The organism is Austwickia chelonae NBRC 105200, assembly GCF_000298175.1.
GTDB classification, from domain to species: Bacteria; Actinomycetota; Actinomycetes; order Actinomycetales; family Dermatophilaceae; genus Austwickia; species Austwickia chelonae.
In genome coordinates, this window is sequence record NZ_BAGZ01000022.1 from 26,213 (window position 1) to 46,661 (window position 20,449).

The window sequence follows — 20,449 nt, forward strand, 5'->3', positions numbered from 1 at the left end:
GACAGAACGGACCCCCGCCCCAGAAAGGACGACCCATGCACCCCCACGACGACCACACCCGCCGCCACCCCCCACGCCAACCCTGGGACCCCTTCGGCCCCGAATATCGCGCACTCGCAGGGCTCCTCGGCAGCTTCGGCCAAACCGGCACTACCCACCGCGGGCCGAAAGCAGGACACCACCGAAACGGCCGAGCCCGCCGCGGCGACATCCGCCTCGCCATCCTCGGACTCCTCGCCGAAGAAGACCTCAACGGCTACCAGATCATCCGCACCCTCGAAGAACGCACCGACGGACACTGGCGCCCCAGCCCCGGCGCCATCTACCCCGCCCTGTCCCAACTCGAAGACGAAGAACTCATCACCCCAGCCGAAGGCACCGGCAAGATGTACACCCTCACCGACGCCGGCCGCGCCCACGTCGACGAACTCGGCCACCGCGCCCGCGCCTGGGAAAAACCCTCCACCGACGGACCCCCCGAACCCGAACCCACCCCCAGCGGAAACACCGAACTGTGGGTCACCTTCGGCCAACTCGCCCTCGCCGTCCGCTCCGTCTCCAGCAGCGGCGACCCCCACATCAACCGTGCCGCCCGCGAACTGCTCGAAGAATCACGCCGACAACTCCACAGCCTCCTCGCCGAAGACCCCGACCGTCACCGGACCAAACCCGAAGACGACGACCACCACGACGGACCCCACTACCGGCCCTGAACCGACACCGCACCGAAAGCCACGTGAAGGAACCACCGGATCACGCATCGAAGGTCACGGACACCCGATCGGAGACCGGACGAGCCTGGCAGGTCAACACATAACCCTGCGCCACCTCGTCCGGCTCCAAGGCATAGTTCTCGTCCATCGACAACTCACCCTCCACCACCTTCGCCCGACAGGTCCCGCACACCCCACCCGCGCAGGCGAAAGGCACATCACCACGCACCCGCAAGGCCGCATTCAACACCGACTCACGCGCGCTCCGCGGCGACTCCACCTCACCCGACAAACCGTCCAAGGTGAAAGCGATCGTGTATACCTCCCCCCGCGGATCCGCCGCCACCGGAGCACCCACCTCCGAACGCTCCTCCACCGGACGCCCCGAAGAAAAAAGCTCGTAACGCACCCTCTCCTCGGACACCCCACGACGGGACAACTCCGCCCGCACCATCTGCACCAGCTCGAACGGCCCGCACAGGAAGAACTCGTCCGCCTTCTCCGCCCGGAACACCCGGTCGAAGATCACCCGGATCTTCTCGTCGTCGATCCGCCCCGAATGCAACGGACTCTGCCGCTGCTCACGTGACAACACGTGATGCACCGCGAACCGCGCCGGATAACGATCCTTCAGATCAGCCAACTCCTCCACGAACATCACGTCATTCGCCGTACGGTTCGCGAAAACCAACTCGAACACCGCCCGCGGATTCGACGCCAGGACACTCCCCGCGATCGCGACCACCGGAGTGATCCCCGAACCCGCAGCCACCGCCGCGAACCGATCGACACCCCCCGACGACACCCGCGCCGCCACCCCCTGCGGATCGTTCAACTCGGTCAACGCATGCTTACTGACGAAAGCCCCCATCGGGGCCATCACCTCCAGCACGTCCCCGACCCGCAGACACTCGTTCGCCCACGTCGAGAACACCCCACCCGGAGTCGCCTTGATCGCCACCCGGATCGACCCGGGCACCGGCTCGGCACACAACGAATAACTCCGCCGCACCTCACGCCCGTCGATCACCGCACTCATCGCGACATACTGCCCCGACGTGTAGTTGAACCGCCCAGCCAGCTCCTCCGGAACCGCGAGCGTGACCTCCACCGCATCCTCCGTCAACCGGCGCAGCCCGGACACGACCAACGGATGGAAATGAGCCCGGCGCCGCGCCGCCACCGAAATCCGATCGGACATCTACAACACCTTGAAACAGTCGAAGGGCTCGAGACAGTCGTCACACCGGTGGAAGGACTTGCACGCCGTCGACCCGAAATGCGACAACTCACGGGTGTTCGACGAAGAACACCGCGGACAGACCACCGGAGCACGCGCCGAACCCCACCGACCCGGCTCCCGGCCACAGACCGGACCGGCCGGAGGAGCGATGCCATAAGCCCGCAGCTTCTCCCGGGCCTCGTCCGACAACCAATCGGTCGACCACGCCGGCGCCAGAACCACATCCACCTGCACCTCGTCATAACCCGCCGACAAGAGCGCCACCGCGATATCGGTCCGGAAGACCTCCAACGCCGGACACCCCGAATAGGTAGGAGTGATCTCGACCCGAACGACCCGGCGAACAACCTCCTGCGGCCCGGCCACCGACCCCACCCGGACCGTACGCAGAACACCCAGATCCGCCACGGACAACACCGGGACCTCCGGATCGCACACCGACGCCGCGACATCCCAGGCCCGCGCCGACTCCGCATCGGACGGACGGAGCCCAGCCGCAGAAGGCTCCGCAGCCAGCCCCCGGCCGCCGGACGACCTGGTCACCACGACGCCCCAGGATGGCGCCGGGCCAACACCTGCATCTCCGCCAACAACGGCCCGAAAGCCTCCCGATGCATGCCCCGACGCCCACCCGTACACGCCGCCGGAACCTGCGGCACCTCCAGACCGGCCTCCGCGAACAACCGCCCCAACCGCCGGTCGAAATCTGCCCGCAAAGCACTCGGCCGCACCGCGATCCCGCCGTGCTCGACGTCACCGAGCAGATCGATCAACTCGTCGTCGACGAACAACTCCTCGACATACGGCCAGACGACCTCCACACCGTGCTGGAGACGACGCCTGCTCTCCGCCGTGCCCAGCCCCAGCCGCAACACCCACTGCCAGGCGTGATCGACGTGGTACTCGACCTCCTTGTACGCCTTCGCCGCGATGGCCGCCACCATGACGTCCCCGCTGCCCCGCAGGGCGTCGTACAAGCCGAGCTGGTACAGACTGACGACGACCTGACGGGCGATGGTCTGACCGAAATCACCGTTCTCGAGCTCGACGATCTGCGCGCAGACGAACTCGTCCTCATCCCGGAAAAAGGCCAGATCATCCTCGGACCGCCCCCACGCGCTACCGGCGTAGGTCAGGAAACTACGGGCGTGACCGAGCAGATCGAGAGCGATATTGGCCAGGGCGATGTCCTCCTCCATCTCCGGCGCCCGGGAGACCCACCAGCACAACCGCTGCGAGAGGACGAGCGCGTCATCGCCCAGGCGCAACGCATACCGGGCGACCTGCTCGTCAGGGGCATCCCCCCGCTCGAGCTGGGTCGCAATATCCTCCGGGGTGAGCGCCACCCCGACCCCGATCTTCGTCGCTGACGCGAAACCTCCTGAACTCACAGGTGCTTCACCCCTTCAGCTGTCGTGTAGTAGGTCGCATGCCGGTAGGACTTCCCCTGCGGCGACTCGAAGAAAGCCCCCTTGTGGTCCGGATCCGAAGTCGTGATCGCCTCCGCCGGCACCACCCAGACAGAGACGCCCTCGTTACGGCGGGTGTACAGGTCGCGGGCGTTGCGTACGGCCATCGCCGCGTCCGGGGCGTGCAACGAACCGGCATGGACGTGGGACAGCCCGCGGCTGGACCGGACGAAGACCTCCCACAGCGGCCAGTCGTCGTCCTGGTCGAAGCTCCCGGTACTCATGCCCCCACCACCGCCGTCCCCACCGAACCGGACGTACGGCGCGCATAGGCCGCCGCCGCCTCACGCACCCATCCGCCCTCGTTGTGGGCCTGCCGGCGCCGTTCCAATCGTTGCTGATTGCACGGGCCGTGACCTGCCAGGACAGCCTTGAACTCGGCCCAGTCCAACTCGCCGTAGTCGTAATGCCCGCGGGCTTCGTTCCACTTCAGGTCCGGGTCGGGCAGGGTCAACCCCAGCGCCTCGGCCTGCGGCACCATCATGTCGACGAACCGTTGGCGCAGCTCGTCGTTGCTGAACCGTTTGATCTTCCAGTCCATCGACTGTTTGCTGTGCGGGGAGTCGGCGTCCGGGGGGCCGAACATCTGCAGGGCCGGGCCGTAGAACCGGTCCACCGCGTCCTGCGCCATCTGTTTCTGCTCGGGGGTGCCCTGGGAGAGGGCGTACAGGATCTCCCAGCCCTGCCGTTGGTGGAAGCTCTCCTCCTTGCACACCCGCACCATCGCCCGGCCGTACGGGCCGTAGCTGCACCGGCACAGCGGCACCTGGTTGCAGATGGCCGCCCCATCGACCAGCCAACCGATCGCCCCGACATCGGCCCAGGTCTTCGTCGGGTAGTTGAAGATCGAGGAGTACTTCGCCTTCCCGTCCAGCAGTTGCTGGACGAGCGTCGCCCGGGGAGTGCCCAGGGTCTCGGCGGCGCCGTAGAGGTAGAGGCCGTGGCCGGCTTCGTCCTGCACCTTCGCGATGAGGATCGCCTTGCGTTTCAGGCTCGGGGCGCGGGTGATCCAGTTCGCCTCCGGCTGCATGCCGATGATCTCCGAATGGGCGTGCTGGCTGATCTGCCGGGTCAACGTGCGGCGGTAGGCCTCCGGCATCCAGTCACGGGGCTCGACACGGGAATCGTCGGCGATCAGCCGGTCGAAAGCCGCCTGCTCGGCAGGGACCACCGGATCAGGCGCACCCTCCTCGGGGAACGGCCCTCCGTCCGGCGGCGGTCCGGACACGGTCGAATGCGGGGTGTGCGTCATTGCGGTCACCTCGGGGTCGGCGGTCGGACGACCGGTCCACGGTCTCCCGGCCCACACCGGACGGGAACGAACCGTGACGACCGACCGATCGGTCATTCCGGACGTTAGGGGTGCGCTCCCGCGAAGACAAGGACGTCGACGCCGGTGTCATGCCGGACGGACGGAGCCATCGGTGGGCGGGGCCGTCAGCGGACGGTTGACCATAACGGGCAGTCGGCAGGAGAACCGGACGCAACGCCTGCCGCAGGGCGCCTGCCGTCGAAGCGGGCCGGCTGCCACCGCGCAGGACGCTCAACGAACGCCACAACACACTCACCGCGCAGGCCCGGCCCGTCGGACGCACCGACCCACCGCCGAACGCCTCCCTCCGCCACGACATTGGACACCGACCGCCACATCCGCTGAGCTGACCGAACATCCGGTGCCACCCAGGCAGCCGTCGTCGACCGACCGGGAAAAGCCCCGCAACCGGAACAGCTCGCGGCCTCATCCCACCACCGGACACCCGCACCCAGGAAGGCCGATGTCTGTGAAGACCACGCCACCGACACCGCCCAGGCTCGTCGACACCGACGCCCACCTCGACCCGGACCGCCCCGACCCCGAAGAACTCCACGACGTCGACCAGCTGCGCGAACTCCAGTTCGCACGACTGACCTGGACGATCCGGCACGCCTACGACAACGTGCCCATGTACCGGGCGAAATACGACGCGGCCGGCGTCCACCCCGACGACCTGCGTGAGCTCGAAGACCTCGCCAAGTTCCCCTTCACCGACAAGAGCGACCTGCGCGGGGCGTACCCCTTCGGCAGCTTCGCCGTACCCATGGCCGACGTACGCCGCGTCCACGCCAGCTCCGGCACCACCGGCCTGCCCACCGTCGTCGGATACACCGAAGGCGACCTGCGCACCTGGGCCGGGATCGTCGCCCGCTGCCTGCGGCTCTCCGGGGTACACGCCGGCGACCTCGTCCAGATCAGCTACGGCTACGGCCTCTTCACCGGCGGACTCGGCGCCCACTACGGCGCGGAACGCCTCGGCTGCACCGTCGTCCCCATGTCCGGCGGACAGACCGAGAAACAGATCCAACTCATCGAGGACTTCAAGCCGCGCGTCATCATGTGCACCCCCACCTACCTGCTCGCCGTCATGGACCAGATGCGCAAAGAAGGCCTCGATCCCGCCGCCACCGCACTCAAGATCGGTGTGCTCGGCGCCGAACCCTGGACCAGCCAGATGCGCCGCGAACTCGAGGACGGATTCGACATCACCGCCAGCGACATCTACGGACTCTCCGAGGTGATGGGACCCGGCGTCGCCGGCGAATCCGCCGAAACCCGTGACGGACTGCACATCTGGGAGGACCACTTCCTCCCCGAGATCATCGACCCCTTCGCCGACGACAAGGTCCTCCCCGACGGCCGCGAAGGCGAACTCGTCTTCACCTCCCTGACCAAGGTCGCTATGCCCGTGATCCGCTACCGCACCCACGACCTCACCCGGCTCCTGCCCGGCACCGCACGCCCCGGACACCGGCGGATCGGGCGACTCACCGGCCGCAGCGACGACATGATCATCCTGCGCGGCGTCAACCTCTTCCCCACCCAGATCGAGGAGATCGCGCTCACCCTGCCCGCGCTGTCCCCGCACTTCCAGCTCGAACTCACCCGCCCCCACCGGATGGACGAGCTCACCATCCACATCGAACGGCGCCCCGACGCCTCCGACGACGCAGCCGCCGCTGCAGCGCGTGAGCTGCAACATCTGGTCAAATCGCGGATCGGATCGTCCGCCCAGGTCACCGTCACCGACCCCGGGGCGCTTCCCCGTTCGATGGGCAAACTTCGCCGGATCTACGACAACCGCCACTTGTCCGACGACTGACGTCGCACCGGCCACCCCCGTCCACCTGCCGGAACGCGCGAGGGAGAATGAACCGGTGATCACGAGCCCCGAACCCGGCGTGCTGGGCGCGCGCCGCAAACGACCTGGCTACGACGGAGAATCGATCCTCGCCGTGGCTGTCGAGGTCTTCAACCGACACGGATACGAAGGCACCTCGATGGGGGTGCTCGCAGAGAACCTCGGCATCTCCAAGGCCGGGATCTACTACCACGTGAACAGTAAGGAAGACCTGCTGCAACGAGCCTGCGATCGGGCCTTGTGCGCGTTGGAATCTGCCTTCGAGGAAGAGATCTCGGCGCCCGGGACGGCGCGGGAGAGGCTCGAGGCCGTGGTGCGCCGCGCCGTACACGTGCTGCACGACGAGCTCCCCTATGTGACCTTGTTGCTCCGAGTGCGGGGGAACACCGAGGTGGAACGGGCCGCCCTGGAGCGGCGTCGTCGGTTCGACCTGCGTTTCGCCTCTTTGGTCGAGGCTGCGCCCGAGGAGGGGGCTCTGCGGGCCGACGCCGATGCCCTGCTGATCACCCGGTTCGTGTACGGGACGGTGAACTCCCTGGTGGAGTGGTATCGGCCGGACGGCGGGCATGACGCCGAGGTCGTGGCGGACGCGCTGGCCGCCATGGTCTTCCACGGTTTGGATGCGCGCGGCCCAGGTTCTGCCGAGTTGCGGGGCGGGTCCGGCGCTGCGGGCTGAGCTTGAGGGGCTGGGGGTGGGCCACTGGAAGCCTGTTGTGGTTGCTGGGGGCCTGGTCTGGTGACTGGGAGCCGTGAGATCTGCGGCGTGCAGTGACCAGAACAGGCTTCCAGTCATGACGGGTGCGATCACATCCTCGGCCGCCCGGTGCCGTCGTCCACAGCCGGACCGGGGGCACGCCCCGGCCGTACGCTCACCGACGCAGTCTGGACGGATGCATGACGACGATCTTCTGGCCGCCCTGGCCCGGCGCGACAGTTTCACCAGAACCGAACTCCTCGCACTGGGTGTCGACGGCCGACGTCTACACGCTCTCCTCGGCGGCGGGCAGCTGGTCCGGCTGTGCCACGGCCGGTACGGGACAGCCATCACCGGGCTCACCCCCGAAGAAGAACACCTCCGACTCGCGGCAGCAGTGCTTCGCAGATATCGGGGCTCGGCATTGCTCAGCCATCACAGTGCTCTGGCCGACGCCGGGTTGCCGCTGTATTCCGTCCCGTACGAACTGGCGTATCTGACGTCGAGGGCAGGACGTTACCGGCGGCGACGCAGCGACCATGTGCTGCATGCCGCCGATCCGTCGACAGTGGGAACGGACGGCGGCTCTCGGGTCGGTCTGCACCATGCCCTGGTGCAGACCGGACTTCGTTGGGGTCCCAAGTCTTTCCTGGTTCCCGCTGATGTCGCGCTGGGGCGGGGCCTGGTCACCATGACGCAACTGGCCGAGGCCATCGAGGACTACCGTCGTTGCCCGGGTCTGCGCGGGGTGCGGGCTGCTTTCGCGCAGGTCGATCCGTCGGCGGAGTCCCCTGGCGAGAGCCTGTTGAGATGGTTGCTCTTCCGGCTGGGGTACCGCACCAGGTCCCAGGTGGTGGTGCACACTGCCGGACGCGGCTACCGGATTGACCTGGTGATCGAGCAGACCCGAGTGGCTGTCGAATTCGATGGAATGGGCAAGTACGGCTCTGCTGCTGACCTCCGTGCGGAGAAGGCCCGGGACGAGGACCTGCAGGCTGCAGGGTGGTCTGTCGTCCATCTGACCTGGCCGGATCTGTCCCGTGCTGAAGTCGTCGATCGTCGTGTCCGGGCGGCTCTGGCCTGGCAGGCGCGGGCTGCGGTGGGGGGTCGATGACCCCGGCTGACTCCGGGGCGGGTCCGGCGCTGCGGGTTGAGCTGAGGGGCTGGGGGCGGGCCACTGGAAGCCTGTTGTGGTTGCTGGGGTCCTGGTCTGGTGACTGGGAGCCGTGACATCTGCGGCGTGCAGTGACCAGAACAGGCTTCCAGTCATGACGGGTGCGATCACATCCTCGGCCGCCCGGTGCCGTCGTCCACAGCCGGACCGGCGGCACGCCCCGGCCGTACGCTCACCGGCACGAACACGGAGCGGACGCAGCACCCCACCGGCTATATCTTTCTGCGAAAAGTCATTGCATAGTGCGGCGAATATTTTTCTCGGTAGCGATACGGTCACAGGCGAATAGCGTTAAGGGATAGCTGGTCACGGTATGACCTGAATCGATCACGGCTTGAGAACAACTGATGACACTGAGATGGGGCAGGAATACGGTTTTTCTGCACCCGAAATAAAGGATGCAGAGGGGGATCCCTTCCGCGCTGTCCTCCCCTTTTCTCTTCGTCAAAGGTAGGAGATTCCTGTCATGTCCCGTCGGATTTCTGTGCGTCTTTCCGCCTGTCTTCTCGGCGGGCTCCTCCTCTCGACGACCGTCGGAGCGCAGGCCGCCGACCTCACCCCCACCGGCCGGATGCTCAACCCCGCCGCCGAGGACAATGCCGCCTCGAACCTGGCCACGGCACCCGTGGTCGTCCCGGCGCAGGCCGCACCGACATCGACGCCGGTGAAGATCGAGATCGGAGCAGTCAACTACGAGCACACACCCATCGTGACCATGCTGTGGAGCGCCGTCCGAGGAGACACCGCACTCACCGGATGGGACTACACCCTGATGTGGGCGAAAGGCACCATGGGCCAGGACGGGAAAGTGACCTTCGGCCCCGACGAGAAATACCCGATGAGCGACAAGACGACTCGCGCGCTGGGAATACACCGAGACTTCGGAGACATCTACCGATTCAGAGTCATCGGCCATGACCTGCTCACCGGAGAAACTGCCCAAGGAGAACACATCGTCCAGTTGACGAATGCGATCGACCTCCCCTCCGGAACAGGAAAAGCCTCAGCCGGTTGGCACCTGGTGGAACACCCCGAATACTTCGGCAGAACCGCGGCCGTCACCTATCGGGCGGGGGAGACGATCACCCAGACCGTGACAGCCGCCGTCGACTCGACACTGACCGTGCAAGGAACCCTCCTCGCACAAGGCGGCACGGCCGAGATCTCGGTGGACGGAAGGCCCGGACAGTCCTTCACCACCACCACCGACGCGCCGAACACGAAAGATCCCTACCGTCGACGCCTGACAACAGTGCCCCTCCCGGCCGGCACCCACGTCGTGACGATCAAATCCACGTCGGCAGGGACGCTCGCGCTGGACTCCCTCGAGGTGATACCGCGGCCGGGCACCGACCGGATGGGCAGCGTCGACCGGATCTCCACCGGAGACCTCAACTTCACGCAACCCACGCAGGAAGTCTCCTGGGACGTCTCGCACGGACCGTTGGGCACCCGCTACCGGGTGACCTACGCCCAGCTGACGCTCCGCCCGGACGGCAGCCGCGTCTACGGTCCGGAAAAACTCTGGTTCCCATCCACCCCACTGACGAGTGCCACCTTCCGCGGCGACTTCGGCGAGAAGTACGAGGTGCGGGTCAACGCGATCTGGCCTGACGGGCGGACCAGCGCCGTGTCCTCGACCGTCGTGCACCTGGCACCGCCCCCGATCGACATCACCGGTGTCGGCGCGGACAAGAACTGGCACTTCGTGAACCACCCGTCCTATCTGCACGGCACGGCGTTGGTCACCTACCAGGACAAGGCCCGCTGGACGACGACGGTGAACGTCGAGGACGGCCAGGGGATCGTGGCCATCCGCGGCACCAGACTCCCCCGAGGAGCCAAGGCGACCGTGTACGTCGACGGCAGCACCCCCGGCGAACAACTGGACACCTCAGGGCCGGTCAAGTACCAGGACGAACTCGGCCGCATCGTCTGCAACCAGGGCATCCACGCCCTCACCGTCGAGGCGAATGTGTCGCCAGGCCACGACGTCCTCGCCCTGGACGGATACCAGATCGCCGACGGCCGGACGTTCAGGCCGTAGCGAACCGCAGCCGGAACTGCTGACTGAAATCACCTTTCCCCGTCTTCCCCCGTCATTCGACACAGGTGGAAGACGGGGAAAAGTGCTGCCAGAAGGAGGCGCAGGCGACCGACCCCCGACAGATCTTTCGACAACCGAATGACTCCCGGACCGCGGGGTAGAGAAGGGACGACCGCGCGACCCCCGACCGAGGAGAAGACCACATGTCCGACCACGACGTCCAGAAGATCGCCGCGATGATCAAAGACCTCAAGACAGCCATGCTCACCAGCGTCGACGCCGACGGCAAACTCCTCGCACGCCCCATGTCCACCCAGGACGTCGAATTCGACGGCGACCTGTGGTTCATCGCCGAACGCGATTCCGACCAGGTCCGAGCCATCACCGCCCGCCCCCAGGTCAACGTCTCCTACGCCGGGAAGAACACCTGGGTGAGCGTGTCCGGCCGAGCCCGCGTCGTCGAAGACCCCGCCAGACTCCACGAGTACTGGAACACCTTCACCGACCTCTTCATGGAAGGCGGGCCCGACAACCCCAACAACATCCTGATCCACATCGAAGCCGACTCCGCCGAATACTGGGGCGGCAGCGACGACGGCGCAGGCGGACGCATCGGCCAGCTCATGCACATCGTCCGCAGCGCCGTCACCGGACAACGAGCCGAAGGCCGCAACGACACCGTCGACCTGCCCTAATCGCCCCCGCGGCCGGAACCGACGCCGGAACCAGAAGCAGAACCCCCGTTCGTGCCGGCGTCGGCTCCACCGTCGGACCCGGCTCCACCGTCGGACCCGGCTCCACCGTCGGACCCGGCTCCACCGTCGGACCCGGCTCCACCGTCGGACCCGGCTCCACCGTCGGGCCCAGGGACACCGGCGACACCACTGCACCCGTCAAACCCGGGAACACCCGCCGACGGCGGCCGCGCCGACCGGGCAGCCGCCAACAGACCAGCCAACGCCCGCGCCACCACGTCGAGTTCTTCGGACGAATAACCCGCCAACTGCGCGCGCATCCGATCAGCCAACGGGAGGAACATGAACCGGCTGGTCTCCCGGGCCCGATCGGTCAGTTCCAGAACAACTTTCCGCCCGTCGTCGACATGACGGCGGCGACGGAGATGACCCGCCCGCTCCAGGCGGTCCACCAGCGCGGTGGCCGCCGCCAACGACAGGCTCATCTCGTGAGCCAGGACGCTGGGAGTCATGGGAGTGCCGCGACGTTCCGCGCCGACCAGGGCACCGATCGCGGCGATATCACTGCGATGATGCCCCAAGAGGCGCGCCACGTCGTCGACATAACGCATCGTCTCCATGGAGAGCGCCCGCATCGACCCGGTGATCTCCTGGGCCTGCGACCTCCCGCCGTCTCTGTCGTCATCCCTGTCGCCGGCTGCGTCGTCGGCTCCGACCGTCTGCCCGGCCTGCACCCCGACCCACTCCCTCCACGAGCGTCGACGACCATCCGGTCAGCGACGATGCCTGTCCTCCTCGATGGTACGAGGCGGGCAGCCGTTCACCGCGGTGGGAAGTGGGCCGGTCGTCCGACACTCCCGGCCGGATCTTCCGACGGCCCCACAAGATGCCTAGGCTGGCCGGGATCGAGAGCACCTGCCGAACGCGTCCGCCGACGAAGCCCACTTTCCCCGACGAGACAGGCCATGACCCGACAGATCGAATCCGACGAGGTGGTGTTGATCGGACCGGACGGGCAACCTGCCGGAACCGCCGACCGGCTCCTCGTCCACGGCGCCGACACACCTCTCCACCTCGCGTTCAGCGTGTATCTCCTCGACGGAGAAGGGCGTCTGCTGATGACCCGCCGGGCCTTGTCCAAGAGGACCTGGCCGGGAGTGTGGTCGAACAGTTGTTGTGGCCACCCTCGCCCGGGTGAGCAGGTCGCTGACGCCGTCCTACGTCGGACCTTCGAGGAGACCGGCTTGGACATCGACCAGCTGACCTGTGTGCTCCCCGAGTTCACCTACCGGGCGGTGGACGCCGGCGGCATCGTCGAATACGAACTGTGCCCGGTGTTCGTCGGACGTGCCCGCGGCGATCTGACCCCCGACCCTGCGGAGATCGAGGAAACCGCCTGGGCGGAACCGGCGGAGGTGCAGGTCATCGCCCGTTCCACCCCCTTCGTGCTGAGCCCGTGGTGCGTCCGCCAGCTTGCGCTCCTCGACCTGGACGCGGCGTCGGCCGCTCTCCGGGTGGACGGTCCGAGCCTCGGCCGCCGCGGCCGTCCGGGACCGGTGGCGGGACGAACAGGCACGACCCGGGGCGAGGACGGATGACGAGATGGGGTGCGCCGGTGCGGGAAGTCCGGGACTTCCTCGTCGCAGCGCTCTACGAACCGGTTCCTCGGACTCGTGAGGAGGACAAGGGTTCCCGACGCCGGGTCGTCACCGCGCTCACCTTGGTCGTGGCGGTCGCCCTGGTCGCGTACTCCCTGCGGATCCCCGCCGGCGACCCGCGTTTCTACCCGGCGACCTTGGCCCTGGCCGGCACCTATGTCGTCGGCGCCCTCGCGTCGGGGCCGTTGCGTCTGGGCCGGGCTCATCGGCGTCGGACGGGCACCAGTCGTCCGGTGGTGCAGCCGTTGCTGTTGGGGGTGCTGCTGCTGGGGGTCTTCATCGGCGGGGCGGGCGTCGTCGCTCAGCTGCCACTGCTGCGCGACCCGGTCGAAGAACTGCTCGACCACGCCCGATCGGGATCGTTACCGCTGGTCCTGGCGATCACCGTCGTCAACGGGATCGCGGAGGAATTGTTCTACCGAGGCGCTCTCTACCCCGCGGTGGGCGGCCGGTCGGCGCTCGCCGTCACGACGGTCGTCTACACGGTGGTCACCGCGGCGGCCGGTATCCCGTTGTTGGCTTTCGCGGCTGCGGCATTGGGCTTGGTGGTCGGTTTGCAACGGCGGGTCACCGGCGGGGTGCTCGGGCCGATCATCACCCATCTGACCTGGTCGGTGGGCATGCTTTTTCTGTTGCCGCCGGCGCTGTCCCTTTTCGGGGATGTCCTGTGACGGTCGAGGTCACGACAGTTCCTCCCGGGATCCGGCTTCCCGGACGCCCAAGGTGAGGCGGCTCCACCAATGGGTCGGCCGGTGCACGGCCACTCCCCACCGGTCCAGGCCGACGAAACCTCCGGCCCACGGCGGGTCCGCGACCGACGCCGCCAGCGGGTCTGCGTCTGTCTCGGCGCCGTCCGGTGAGACATCGGGGTCACGTAACGACCGGCGGATCGCCTCGGAGATCCCGACCAGTGGTCGTGGCTGTGCTGCGATCCGGTCGATCTCACCGGGGGTGGCCACCATGTCGTGCCGTAGGGATCCCACCAGGGCCTCCACCACCGGTGCGGGAACCCGGGTGAGTAGCCCTGAGAGTCGGGCGACCGCGGATTCGGGCAGCATCGGCACGGTCACCTGTACCCGGCGCAGCCCGGAGACCGCCGCGTAGAGGCGCAGCAACTCGGGGTAGGTGCAGCGTTCGGGGCCGCCGATGTCGACGTGGCCGGTGTGGTCGCCTTCGACGGCGTCTCCCAGTAGCCGTACGACGTCCGAGACGGCGATCGGCTGCACCTGGGAGCACATCCAGGTCGGGATGGGCTGCACCGGAAGGTGTTCGGACATCTGCCGGATGACTTCGAAGGATGTCGATCCGGCACCGAGGATCACTGCTGCGCGGAGGGTCAGGGAGGGGACGGTCCCGGCGGAGAGGGCCTGTTCGACTTCGAGGCGTGAGCTGAGATGTTCGCTGAGTTCGTCGGCGGGGACGTCGGGGACGATGCCCGACAGGTAGACGATGCGTTGCACGTCGGCGTCGGCGCAGGCCTGCGCGGTGGTCTGGGCGGCGAGGAGGTCGGCGCGTCGGAAGTCGTTCCGGCCGAGGCCGTGCACGAGGTAGAAGACGGCGTCCACGTCGGTGACGGCGGCGGCGACGCTGTCGGGGGCCGTGACGTCCAGGGGTGTCCATGCCACCCGGTCGGCCCAGCTGAGCGGGGGAGGGTCGGTGTGGCCGTAGGCAGCTCGAACCTGGTGCCCTCTGTTGAGCAGTTCGGGGACGAGGCGGGTGCCGATGTATCCGGTGGCGCCGGTCACGAGGATCCGCATGGCGGTTTCTTACCCGTGTGGCCTTTTTTCATTCCACCGTCGAAGGAGAAATGGGTCACGTGGGGGCGGGCCTGGGCAGGACGAGGGGCAACGTAGGCGAACCGGGCGAGCCCCTACGTCGTCGCCCTCACTGGCGCCGCAGCCAACTGACACCTCTTTTCCTGAACTGGCGCCCTGGACGATCACGGGCGGAGGACGCGGAAAAGCGCTGCCAGTGAGCTCGGACAGTTCAGACGGCCCGGGCGCACCAGGACAGGCCAGCTGCCACCCGATCGGCGATCACCTGGGGACGGAACAACTCCGGCCAGGTCACATGGACGACATACCAACCACAGCTGAGCAAGTCCTCGTCCCGAGACTTCTCCGCACGCAGCCGCGCAGCCCGCTCATGAGGAGTCGTGACAGCGTCATCCAATCCGTACTTCGACACACCGTCGAACTCCAGCGCGAGGCGTGTGTCCTCGACCACCAGGTCGATGCGATAACCCCGACCCGGAAAACCCGCATCTACCTGCGAGATCGTTCGATAGCCCAGGAGATTCAACTGCCAGCGGAGAAGGCTCTCTCCGACGGACTCGGCCAGCGGGTCCATGCTCGCGACGGCCATACGAACCTCCGCCATGCCCGGGCTGTGCGTATAACCGGCGACGGCCTCATGAAGATCGTCCTCGGTCACCAGCCCACGACGCAGCGCGGCATCAGCGCTGGGAAGCAAGGCTTGCGCACCCCATCGCAGACCGGTCTGTACCAGAGCTGCGCCTACGCTCACCTGTTCCTTTGTTCCGAAGCCGGTGTCTCGGGACGAGAAGTCGGCAGCGTGCCGCACATGGTCGCTACGTCGCCGATAGTGGGAGCTGCGTGTCGCGGTGAGGTGAGCGACACCGAAGGGCACCCCGTGCAGCGGCAGTCCGACGACGGCCAAAGCGCTGTGGTGGCTGAGCACCGCCGTGCCGGCTGACCGATGCAGCACGGCTTGCGCGAGCCGGGCGTGGCGTTGCTCGGGCGTGAGGTCTGGGCGTGGAATCCCGTAGGTGGCTCGTCCGATTCGGATGATGTCGCCACGTCGGAGTGCCGCCGTGAGGGTAGCTTCGGTGAAACCTTGGCCGAGAAGCTGAGCGCGGGAGCGGTCACCTCGGTGGGTGAGCAGAGTGAGCAAGGCATCGAACATGGGCTCAGCGTGCGTTCCGGGACGTCGCGAGGGCAGCCGCGAGTCCACGCCCTGTGGACATCCTGTGACGGGGGGAAGCCTGTGGAATCGACGCGCGAACTGTGGCGGGGGCGTCCACCTCTTTGTCGTCCGCCACCGGCTGCCACATTTCTGCACCGGACCCCCTCAACTGTCAGCACTTTTCTTTAACTGACCACGGGTTTCGTCACGGCTGGCAGTCGAGGAAAAGTGCTGACAGTCGACCGAAGGCCCTGATGGGGCCGGGGATCAACCGCGAGCGGACGCCACCGGCCAGGTCTTCGCGACGAGGGTCAGCACGTCGTAGGTGGCCACGACCTCGCCGCGCTGGTTGTGCAGGATCGTGTCCCAGGCGACTTCCCCGTACTCGTCCGTGACACGAGGGGTGATCCGCTTGGCCGTCAACGTGACCCGCACCGAGTCGCCCGCAGCGACCGGAGTGATGAAGCGCAGATAATCCAGGCCGTAGTTCGCCAGGACCGGCCCCGGCTCGGGGTCGACGAAGAGCCCGGCAGCCCAACTCACCAGCAGGTAACCGTGGGCGACGATCCCCGGGAAGAACGGATTCGCAGCCGCAGCCTCCTCATCGGTGTGCGCATAGAAGGTGTCACCCGTCTCCTCCGCGAACGCCGCGATGTCCTCCAACGCCACCCGCCGCAGCGGCGACGCGTAGGCGTCCCCGATCCGCAGGTCCGCCAATGACTTACGGAAAGGATGTGTCTCCTCAGGAGAACCGCCGTAGGCAGGATCTCCGGCGCAACGCCGGTCGGCACCGACATGCCACACCCCGGTGATCGCGGTCAACATGTTCGGTGACCCCTGCAGAGCTGTGCGCTGCATGGCGTGCAGGATGGCGCGTTTCCCACCGAGCTCCTCACCGCCACCGGCCCGTCCCGGCCCGCCGTGGGTCAACGTCGGCATGGGCGAACCGTGCCCGGTGGAGGTCTTCGCATCCTCCCGATTGAGGGTCAGCACCCGTCCGTGATGTGCGGCGATCCCCAACACGAGCCGGCGGGCCGTGCCCGGGTCATGGGTGCACACCGTCGCCACCAGCGAACCGCCTCCGCGGGCGGCCAGGTCGACGGCCTCGTCGAGATCCTGGTAGCCGACGATGCCGCTGACCGGACCGAAGGCCTCCACCGAGTGCAGGACGGCGTTGTCGCCCTCCGCCCAGCTGAACAGCTTCGGCGTCATGAAACCGTTCCCGCCGTTCCTACCGTCCCTGTCGTTCTCGCCGTCCCTGTCGCACCCACCCCCGCCGTCGTCGATCTGCCCCCACACCAGCTCGCCGCCCGCAGCGGCCATCCGACGCACCCGCTCAGCCGTCACCGCCCGCTGCTCGGCGCTGACCAGCGTACCCATCGTCGTCCCCTCGACCCGCGGATCCCCGACCACGCGACGGCCCAGTGCGGCACCGACGGCTTCGGCGACCGCCGCGACCTGCCCGTGAGGGACGATGACCCGACGGATCGCGGTGCACTTCTGCCCGGCCTTGGCCGTCATCTCCACGGCGACCGATTTCACGAAGGCCGCGAACTCCGGGGTGTCCGGGGTGGCATCCGGGCCCAGGATCGCCGCATTCAACGAGTCGGCCTCCGCGGTGAAACGCACCCCGTCCTCGACGACGGCGCGGTGGGCCCGCAACCGACGGGCGACCGCGGCCGAACCGGTGAACTGCACCGCGTCCCGGTGGTCCAGGTGGTTCAGGAAGTCGACCGCGCCGCCGCAGACCAACTGCAGCGAACCCTCCGGGAGCAGACCCGAGTCGAGCATGAGCCGGACGGCCGCTTCGGCGACATAACCGGTCTGCGGGGCGGGCTTCACGATGGAGGGCACCCCGGCGATGAACGCGGGGGCGAATTTCTCCAACATCCCCCACACCGGGAAGTTGAACGCGTTGATCTGCACGAGCACCCCGGGGATGCGGGTGTACACGTGCGTGCCGAGGAAACTGCCGTCCTTGCTGAGCTGCTCGGTCGGCCCGTCCAGGACGACATTCGCATTGGGCAGTTCGCGGCGGCCCCGGCTCGACATGGTGAAGAGCACGCCGATGCCGCCGTCGATGTCGATGAGATTGTCGACCTTCGTCGCGCCGGTGGCGAAGGAGACGTCGTAGAGCTGCTGCTTCCGCGCCGGATCGGACAGGAAGAGCGCCAATTCCTTCATCTTCAGGGCTCGCTCGTGGAGGGTCAGCTCACCCAACGCGCGCTGGCCGACGGTACGGGCGTGGTCGACGACGGCGGCGATATCCGCTCCGTCGGCCCCCACCCGGGCGACGACCTCCCCGGTCGAGGCGTCCCGGATGTCGTCCAGCCCGGCCTCGTCGTCCGGCGACCACCAGGCGTCCCGGAGATAGCTGCGGACGGTGCGGATCGTCGACGGTGCGCTCGTGGTCATCGGGGTGATTCCCTTCGGGTCGTACGTCGGGAGCAGGGGGAGCAGGGAGAGCAGAGGGAAGAGGGGGAGCAGCCCAGGTCGGGCCGGGTCACCAGTCGTAGAAGCCCTTGCCGGTCTTACGGCCGAGCTCGCCACGGGACACCTTGTCCCGCAGGATCTGCGGTGGGGCGAACCGCTCACCTAAGGTGGCGTGCAGATAGTCCGCGATGCCCAGGCGGACGTCCAGGCCCACGATGTCGGTGGTCCGTAGAGGACCGACCGGATGCTTGTACCCCTCTTCCATCGCCCGGTCGATGTCGGCGGCGCTGGCCACCCCTTCTTCGAGCATCCGCATCGCCTCCAACGCCAGGTTCACACCCAGTCGACTCGAGGCGAAGCCGGGCGCATCGGTCACCACGATCGCCGATTTGCCCAGCGCGGACGCCCAACCCCGTGCAGCCTCCGTGAGTTCGGGGGCGGTCCGAGCACCCACGACGACCTCGATCAGTGAACTGGAGGGCACCGGGTTGAAGAAGTGCAGACCGCAGAAGGACGAGGGGCGGTCCAGCCGTTCGGCGAGCTCGCTGATCGACAGGGAACTGGTGTTCGAGGTGAGGAAGGCCTCCGGGGCGATGGCCTCTTCCGCGGCGCGCAGGGCCTCGACCTTCACCTCGAGGATCTCCGGGACGGCCTCGACGACCAGGGCACACCCGGACAGGTCGGGGATCTCCGTGGTCAGGGTGACCGCTTCGGTGCACGGTTCGGCGTTGTCGAGCAGCCCGCGTTCCACCGAAGCGAACAGGGCCTTGTCGATCCGCTGCCCGGTGGTCGCCGCGGCGGCCGGGTCACGTTCGACGACGACGACCTCGCACCCTTTGACGAGGAAGGCGTGGGCGATGCCGACGCCCATCGTGCCGCCGCCGAGGACACCGACGCGGGTGGGGAGTGAACTCATCGGGGAACCTTTCGTACGGACGTTCGGACAGACCATGCCGGTCACGCCCGTTCGAGCAGGAGCGCCGTCCCCTGCCCGACACCCACGCACATCGTGGCCAGCCCACGGCGGGCTCCTTCTCGTTCCATCCGGCCGAGCAGGGTCACCGTGATCCGTGCGCCCGAGCTGCCCAACGGGTGTCCCAGGGCGATGGCGCCGCCGTCGGCGTTGACCCTGGGGTCGTCGTCGGCCAGCCCGAGCCGACGTAGACAGGCCAGGGACTGGGTGGCGAAGGCTTCGTTCAGTTCGATCGCGCCGATGTCCCGCAGCTGCCATCCGGCCCGGTCGAGGACGCGACGGGTGGCCGGTACCGGTCCGATGCCCATGACCGGCGGTGGCACTCCTGCGGACGCGGTGGCCACGATCCGCGCGCGGGGTGTCAACCGGTGGGTGCGTAGTGCCCGTTCGGAGGCGACGAGGACGGCGGTGGCGCCGTCGTTGAGGGAGCTGGCGTTTCCCGCGGTGACGACCCCGTCGGGTCGGACGACGGGGCGGAGCGAGGCGAGTGCTTCCGGTGAGCTGTCCCGGGGTCCTTCGTCGACGGTGACGGTGGTCATGGTGCCGCGGCGTCCGGGGACGTCGACGGGGACGATCTCGGCGGTGAACCGTCCGGCTTCGACGGCGGCCAGCGCTCGCCGGTGGCTGCGTAGGGCGAAGGCGTCGGCGTCGGCGCGGCTGATCCGGTCGAGGGTCGCGAGTTCTTCGGCGGTTTCGGGCATGGAGTATGTCGTGGTGCCGTCCCGGGAGAGTTCGCCGTCGAGGAAGCGGGGGTTGACGAATCGCCAGCCGATCGAGGTGTCGGCGATCTCGCCGGGTTTGCTGTAGGCGGTTGCGGGTTTGGCCAGTACCCAGGGGGCTCGGGACATGGATTCGACTCCGCCGGCGACCACGAGGTCGGCCGATCCGGCTCTGATCATGTCGGCGGCGATGGCGATGGCGGACATCCCGGAGGCGCACAGCCGGTTCACGGTGAGTCCGGGCACGCTGTCGGGCAGTCCGGCGAGCAGCCAGGCCATGCGGGCGATATTGCGGTTCTCCTCGCCGGCGCCGTTGGCATTGCCGAGGATGATCTCGTCGACGGTGGACGGGTCGGCCCCGGTGCGTCGTAGTTCTTCGCCGACGACGAGGGCGGCGAGGTCGTCGGGTCGGACGGGGGCCAGTGCGCCGCCGTAACGTCCGACGGGGGTGCGGGTTCCGCCGACGAGGAAGGCTTCGGTCATGGCGGGGTGGCTCCTCGGCTCCGGGACGACGGTCAGGTGTGGTGGGG

Annotated in this window: 18 protein-coding genes and 2 pseudogenes; 9 read left to right on the top strand and 11 right to left on the bottom strand. The window is 67.8% G+C overall.

What is annotated here, in order from left to right:
* Positions 1 to 35: 35 nt before the first annotated feature.
* Positions 36 to 713, top strand: coding sequence for a PadR family transcriptional regulator (locus AUCHE_RS14155; RefSeq protein ID WP_006504010.1), 678 nt, complete (start codon positions 36 to 38; stop codon positions 711 to 713).
* A gap of 40 nt (positions 714 to 753) precedes the next feature.
* On the opposite strand, the gene paaE is transcribed toward AUCHE_RS14155, so the two are convergent.
* The 5 genes from paaE to paaA are packed head-to-tail and all read right to left on the bottom strand — an operon-like array spanning position 754 to position 4,677.
* On the bottom strand, positions 754 to 1,914 hold the full coding sequence (gene paaE / locus AUCHE_RS14160) for a 1,2-phenylacetyl-CoA epoxidase subunit PaaE (RefSeq protein ID WP_006504011.1): 1,161 nt from the start codon (positions 1,912 to 1,914) through the stop codon (positions 754 to 756).
* Positions 1,915 to 2,499, bottom strand: a complete 585-nt coding sequence (gene paaD / locus AUCHE_RS14165; protein ID WP_006504012.1) for a 1,2-phenylacetyl-CoA epoxidase subunit PaaD — start codon at positions 2,497 to 2,499, stop codon at positions 1,915 to 1,917.
* A complete protein-coding gene (gene paaC, locus AUCHE_RS14170) occupies positions 2,496 to 3,347 on the bottom strand; it encodes a 1,2-phenylacetyl-CoA epoxidase subunit PaaC (protein WP_006504013.1) in 852 nt (283 codons plus the stop codon). Before paaC ends, paaD begins: the two co-directional genes overlap by 4 nt.
* A complete protein-coding gene (gene paaB, locus AUCHE_RS14175) occupies positions 3,344 to 3,649 on the bottom strand; it encodes a 1,2-phenylacetyl-CoA epoxidase subunit PaaB (RefSeq protein ID WP_006504014.1) in 306 nt (101 codons plus the stop codon). The genes paaC and paaB overlap by 4 nt, the downstream gene beginning before the upstream one ends.
* The gene (gene paaA / locus AUCHE_RS14180; RefSeq protein ID WP_006504015.1) at positions 3,646 to 4,677 is read right to left on the bottom strand and encodes a 1,2-phenylacetyl-CoA epoxidase subunit PaaA; all 1,032 of its coding nucleotides are present in this window, start codon (positions 4,675 to 4,677) and stop codon (positions 3,646 to 3,648) included. Before paaA ends, paaB begins: the two co-directional genes overlap by 4 nt.
* Before the next feature lie 523 nt (positions 4,678 to 5,200).
* Between paaA and AUCHE_RS14185 the strand changes: the two genes are divergently transcribed.
* The 6 genes and pseudogenes from AUCHE_RS14185 to AUCHE_RS17955 all read left to right on the top strand — a co-directional run.
* Positions 5,201 to 6,562 carry an AMP-binding protein gene (locus AUCHE_RS14185; protein WP_006504016.1) on the top strand — a complete coding sequence of 454 codons (1,362 nt, stop codon included), beginning with the start codon at positions 5,201 to 5,203 and terminating at the stop codon, positions 6,560 to 6,562.
* 55 nt (positions 6,563 to 6,617) lie between these two features.
* The gene (locus AUCHE_RS14190) at positions 6,618 to 7,277 is read left to right on the top strand and encodes a TetR/AcrR family transcriptional regulator (RefSeq protein WP_006504017.1); all 660 of its coding nucleotides are present in this window, start codon (positions 6,618 to 6,620) and stop codon (positions 7,275 to 7,277) included.
* 214 nt (positions 7,278 to 7,491) lie between these two features.
* Positions 7,492 to 8,409 (top strand): type IV toxin-antitoxin system AbiEi family antitoxin domain-containing protein, encoded by a 918-nt coding sequence (locus tag AUCHE_RS14195; protein WP_006504019.1) that lies wholly within the window; start codon positions 7,492 to 7,494, stop codon positions 8,407 to 8,409.
* A gap of 526 nt (positions 8,410 to 8,935) precedes the next feature.
* The gene (locus AUCHE_RS14200; protein ID WP_006504020.1) at positions 8,936 to 10,516 is read left to right on the top strand and encodes a carbohydrate-binding protein; all 1,581 of its coding nucleotides are present in this window, start codon (positions 8,936 to 8,938) and stop codon (positions 10,514 to 10,516) included.
* A gap of 203 nt (positions 10,517 to 10,719) precedes the next feature.
* Positions 10,720 to 11,211: a pyridoxamine 5'-phosphate oxidase family protein gene (locus tag AUCHE_RS14205; protein WP_006504021.1), complete on the top strand. Its 492-nt coding sequence runs from the start codon at positions 10,720 to 10,722 to the stop codon at positions 11,209 to 11,211.
* Positions 11,211 to 11,330, top strand: a pseudogene (locus AUCHE_RS17955) (hypothetical protein); the annotation flags it as partial. The gene AUCHE_RS14205 and the pseudogene AUCHE_RS17955, both read left to right, overlap by 1 nt.
* 279 nt (positions 11,331 to 11,609) lie before the next feature.
* Here the strand turns inward: AUCHE_RS17955 and AUCHE_RS17960 are convergent.
* A pseudogene (locus tag AUCHE_RS17960) lies at positions 11,610 to 11,846 on the bottom strand (MarR family transcriptional regulator); the annotation flags it as partial.
* Positions 11,847 to 12,176: 330 nt separating this feature from the next.
* On the opposite strand from AUCHE_RS17960, the gene idi reads away from it, so the two are divergent.
* The gene (idi, locus tag AUCHE_RS14215) at positions 12,177 to 12,809 is read left to right on the top strand and encodes an isopentenyl-diphosphate Delta-isomerase (RefSeq protein ID WP_006504023.1); all 633 of its coding nucleotides are present in this window, start codon (positions 12,177 to 12,179) and stop codon (positions 12,807 to 12,809) included.
* The gene (locus AUCHE_RS14220) at positions 12,806 to 13,540 is read left to right on the top strand and encodes a CPBP family glutamic-type intramembrane protease (protein WP_040322726.1); all 735 of its coding nucleotides are present in this window, start codon (positions 12,806 to 12,808) and stop codon (positions 13,538 to 13,540) included. Before idi ends, AUCHE_RS14220 begins: the two co-directional genes overlap by 4 nt.
* A 9-nt stretch (positions 13,541 to 13,549) precedes the next feature.
* On the opposite strand, the gene AUCHE_RS14225 is transcribed toward AUCHE_RS14220, so the two are convergent.
* From AUCHE_RS14225 to AUCHE_RS14245, 5 genes are all read right to left on the bottom strand, one after another.
* Positions 13,550 to 14,626 carry an NAD(P)H-binding protein gene (locus AUCHE_RS14225; RefSeq protein ID WP_006504025.1) on the bottom strand — a complete coding sequence of 359 codons (1,077 nt, stop codon included), beginning with the start codon at positions 14,624 to 14,626 and terminating at the stop codon, positions 13,550 to 13,552.
* A gap of 229 nt (positions 14,627 to 14,855) precedes the next feature.
* Complete coding sequence (locus AUCHE_RS14230) at positions 14,856 to 15,794, bottom strand: hypothetical protein (protein WP_040322727.1); 939 nt, start codon at positions 15,792 to 15,794, stop codon at positions 14,856 to 14,858.
* A 267-nt stretch (positions 15,795 to 16,061) separates the two neighbouring features.
* A complete protein-coding gene (paaZ, locus tag AUCHE_RS14235) occupies positions 16,062 to 18,209 on the bottom strand; it encodes a phenylacetic acid degradation bifunctional protein PaaZ (RefSeq protein WP_006504027.1) in 2,148 nt (715 codons plus the stop codon).
* A gap of 88 nt (positions 18,210 to 18,297) precedes the next feature.
* Positions 18,298 to 19,143, bottom strand: coding sequence for a 3-hydroxyacyl-CoA dehydrogenase family protein (locus AUCHE_RS14240; RefSeq protein ID WP_040322782.1), 846 nt, complete (start codon positions 19,141 to 19,143; stop codon positions 18,298 to 18,300).
* A 41-nt stretch (positions 19,144 to 19,184) separates the two neighbouring features.
* Positions 19,185 to 20,402 (bottom strand): acetyl-CoA C-acyltransferase, encoded by a 1,218-nt coding sequence (locus AUCHE_RS14245; RefSeq protein ID WP_006504029.1) that lies wholly within the window; start codon positions 20,400 to 20,402, stop codon positions 19,185 to 19,187.
* Between the last annotated feature and the right edge of the window lie 47 nt (positions 20,403 to 20,449).

Coding starts and splice junctions, on each gene's coding strand:
- AUCHE_RS14195 (WP_006504019.1), top strand. CDS start 7,492: ATGCATGACGACGATCTTCTGGCCGCCCTGGCCCGGCGCGACAGTTTC.
- paaE (WP_006504011.1), bottom strand. CDS start 1,914: ATGTCCGATCGGATTTCGGTGGCGGCGCGGCGCCGGGCTCATTTCCAT.
- AUCHE_RS14220 (WP_040322726.1), top strand. CDS start 12,806: ATGACGAGATGGGGTGCGCCGGTGCGGGAAGTCCGGGACTTCCTCGTC.
- AUCHE_RS14240 (WP_040322782.1), bottom strand. CDS start 19,143: ATGAGTTCACTCCCCACCCGCGTCGGTGTCCTCGGCGGCGGCACGATG.
- AUCHE_RS14200 (WP_006504020.1), top strand. CDS start 8,936: ATGTCCCGTCGGATTTCTGTGCGTCTTTCCGCCTGTCTTCTCGGCGGG.
- idi (WP_006504023.1), top strand. CDS start 12,177: ATGACCCGACAGATCGAATCCGACGAGGTGGTGTTGATCGGACCGGAC.
- AUCHE_RS14245 (WP_006504029.1), bottom strand. CDS start 20,402: ATGACCGAAGCCTTCCTCGTCGGCGGAACCCGCACCCCCGTCGGACGT.
- paaA (WP_006504015.1), bottom strand. CDS start 4,677: ATGACGCACACCCCGCATTCGACCGTGTCCGGACCGCCGCCGGACGGA.
- AUCHE_RS14230 (WP_040322727.1), bottom strand. CDS start 15,794: ATGTTCGATGCCTTGCTCACTCTGCTCACCCACCGAGGTGACCGCTCC.
- AUCHE_RS14225 (WP_006504025.1), bottom strand. CDS start 14,626: ATGCGGATCCTCGTGACCGGCGCCACCGGATACATCGGCACCCGCCTC.
- paaZ (WP_006504027.1), bottom strand. CDS start 18,209: ATGACCACGAGCGCACCGTCGACGATCCGCACCGTCCGCAGCTATCTC.
- paaB (WP_006504014.1), bottom strand. CDS start 3,649: ATGAGTACCGGGAGCTTCGACCAGGACGACGACTGGCCGCTGTGGGAG.
- AUCHE_RS14205 (WP_006504021.1), top strand. CDS start 10,720: ATGTCCGACCACGACGTCCAGAAGATCGCCGCGATGATCAAAGACCTC.
- AUCHE_RS14155 (WP_006504010.1), top strand. CDS start 36: ATGCACCCCCACGACGACCACACCCGCCGCCACCCCCCACGCCAACCC.
- AUCHE_RS14185 (WP_006504016.1), top strand. CDS start 5,201: ATGTCTGTGAAGACCACGCCACCGACACCGCCCAGGCTCGTCGACACC.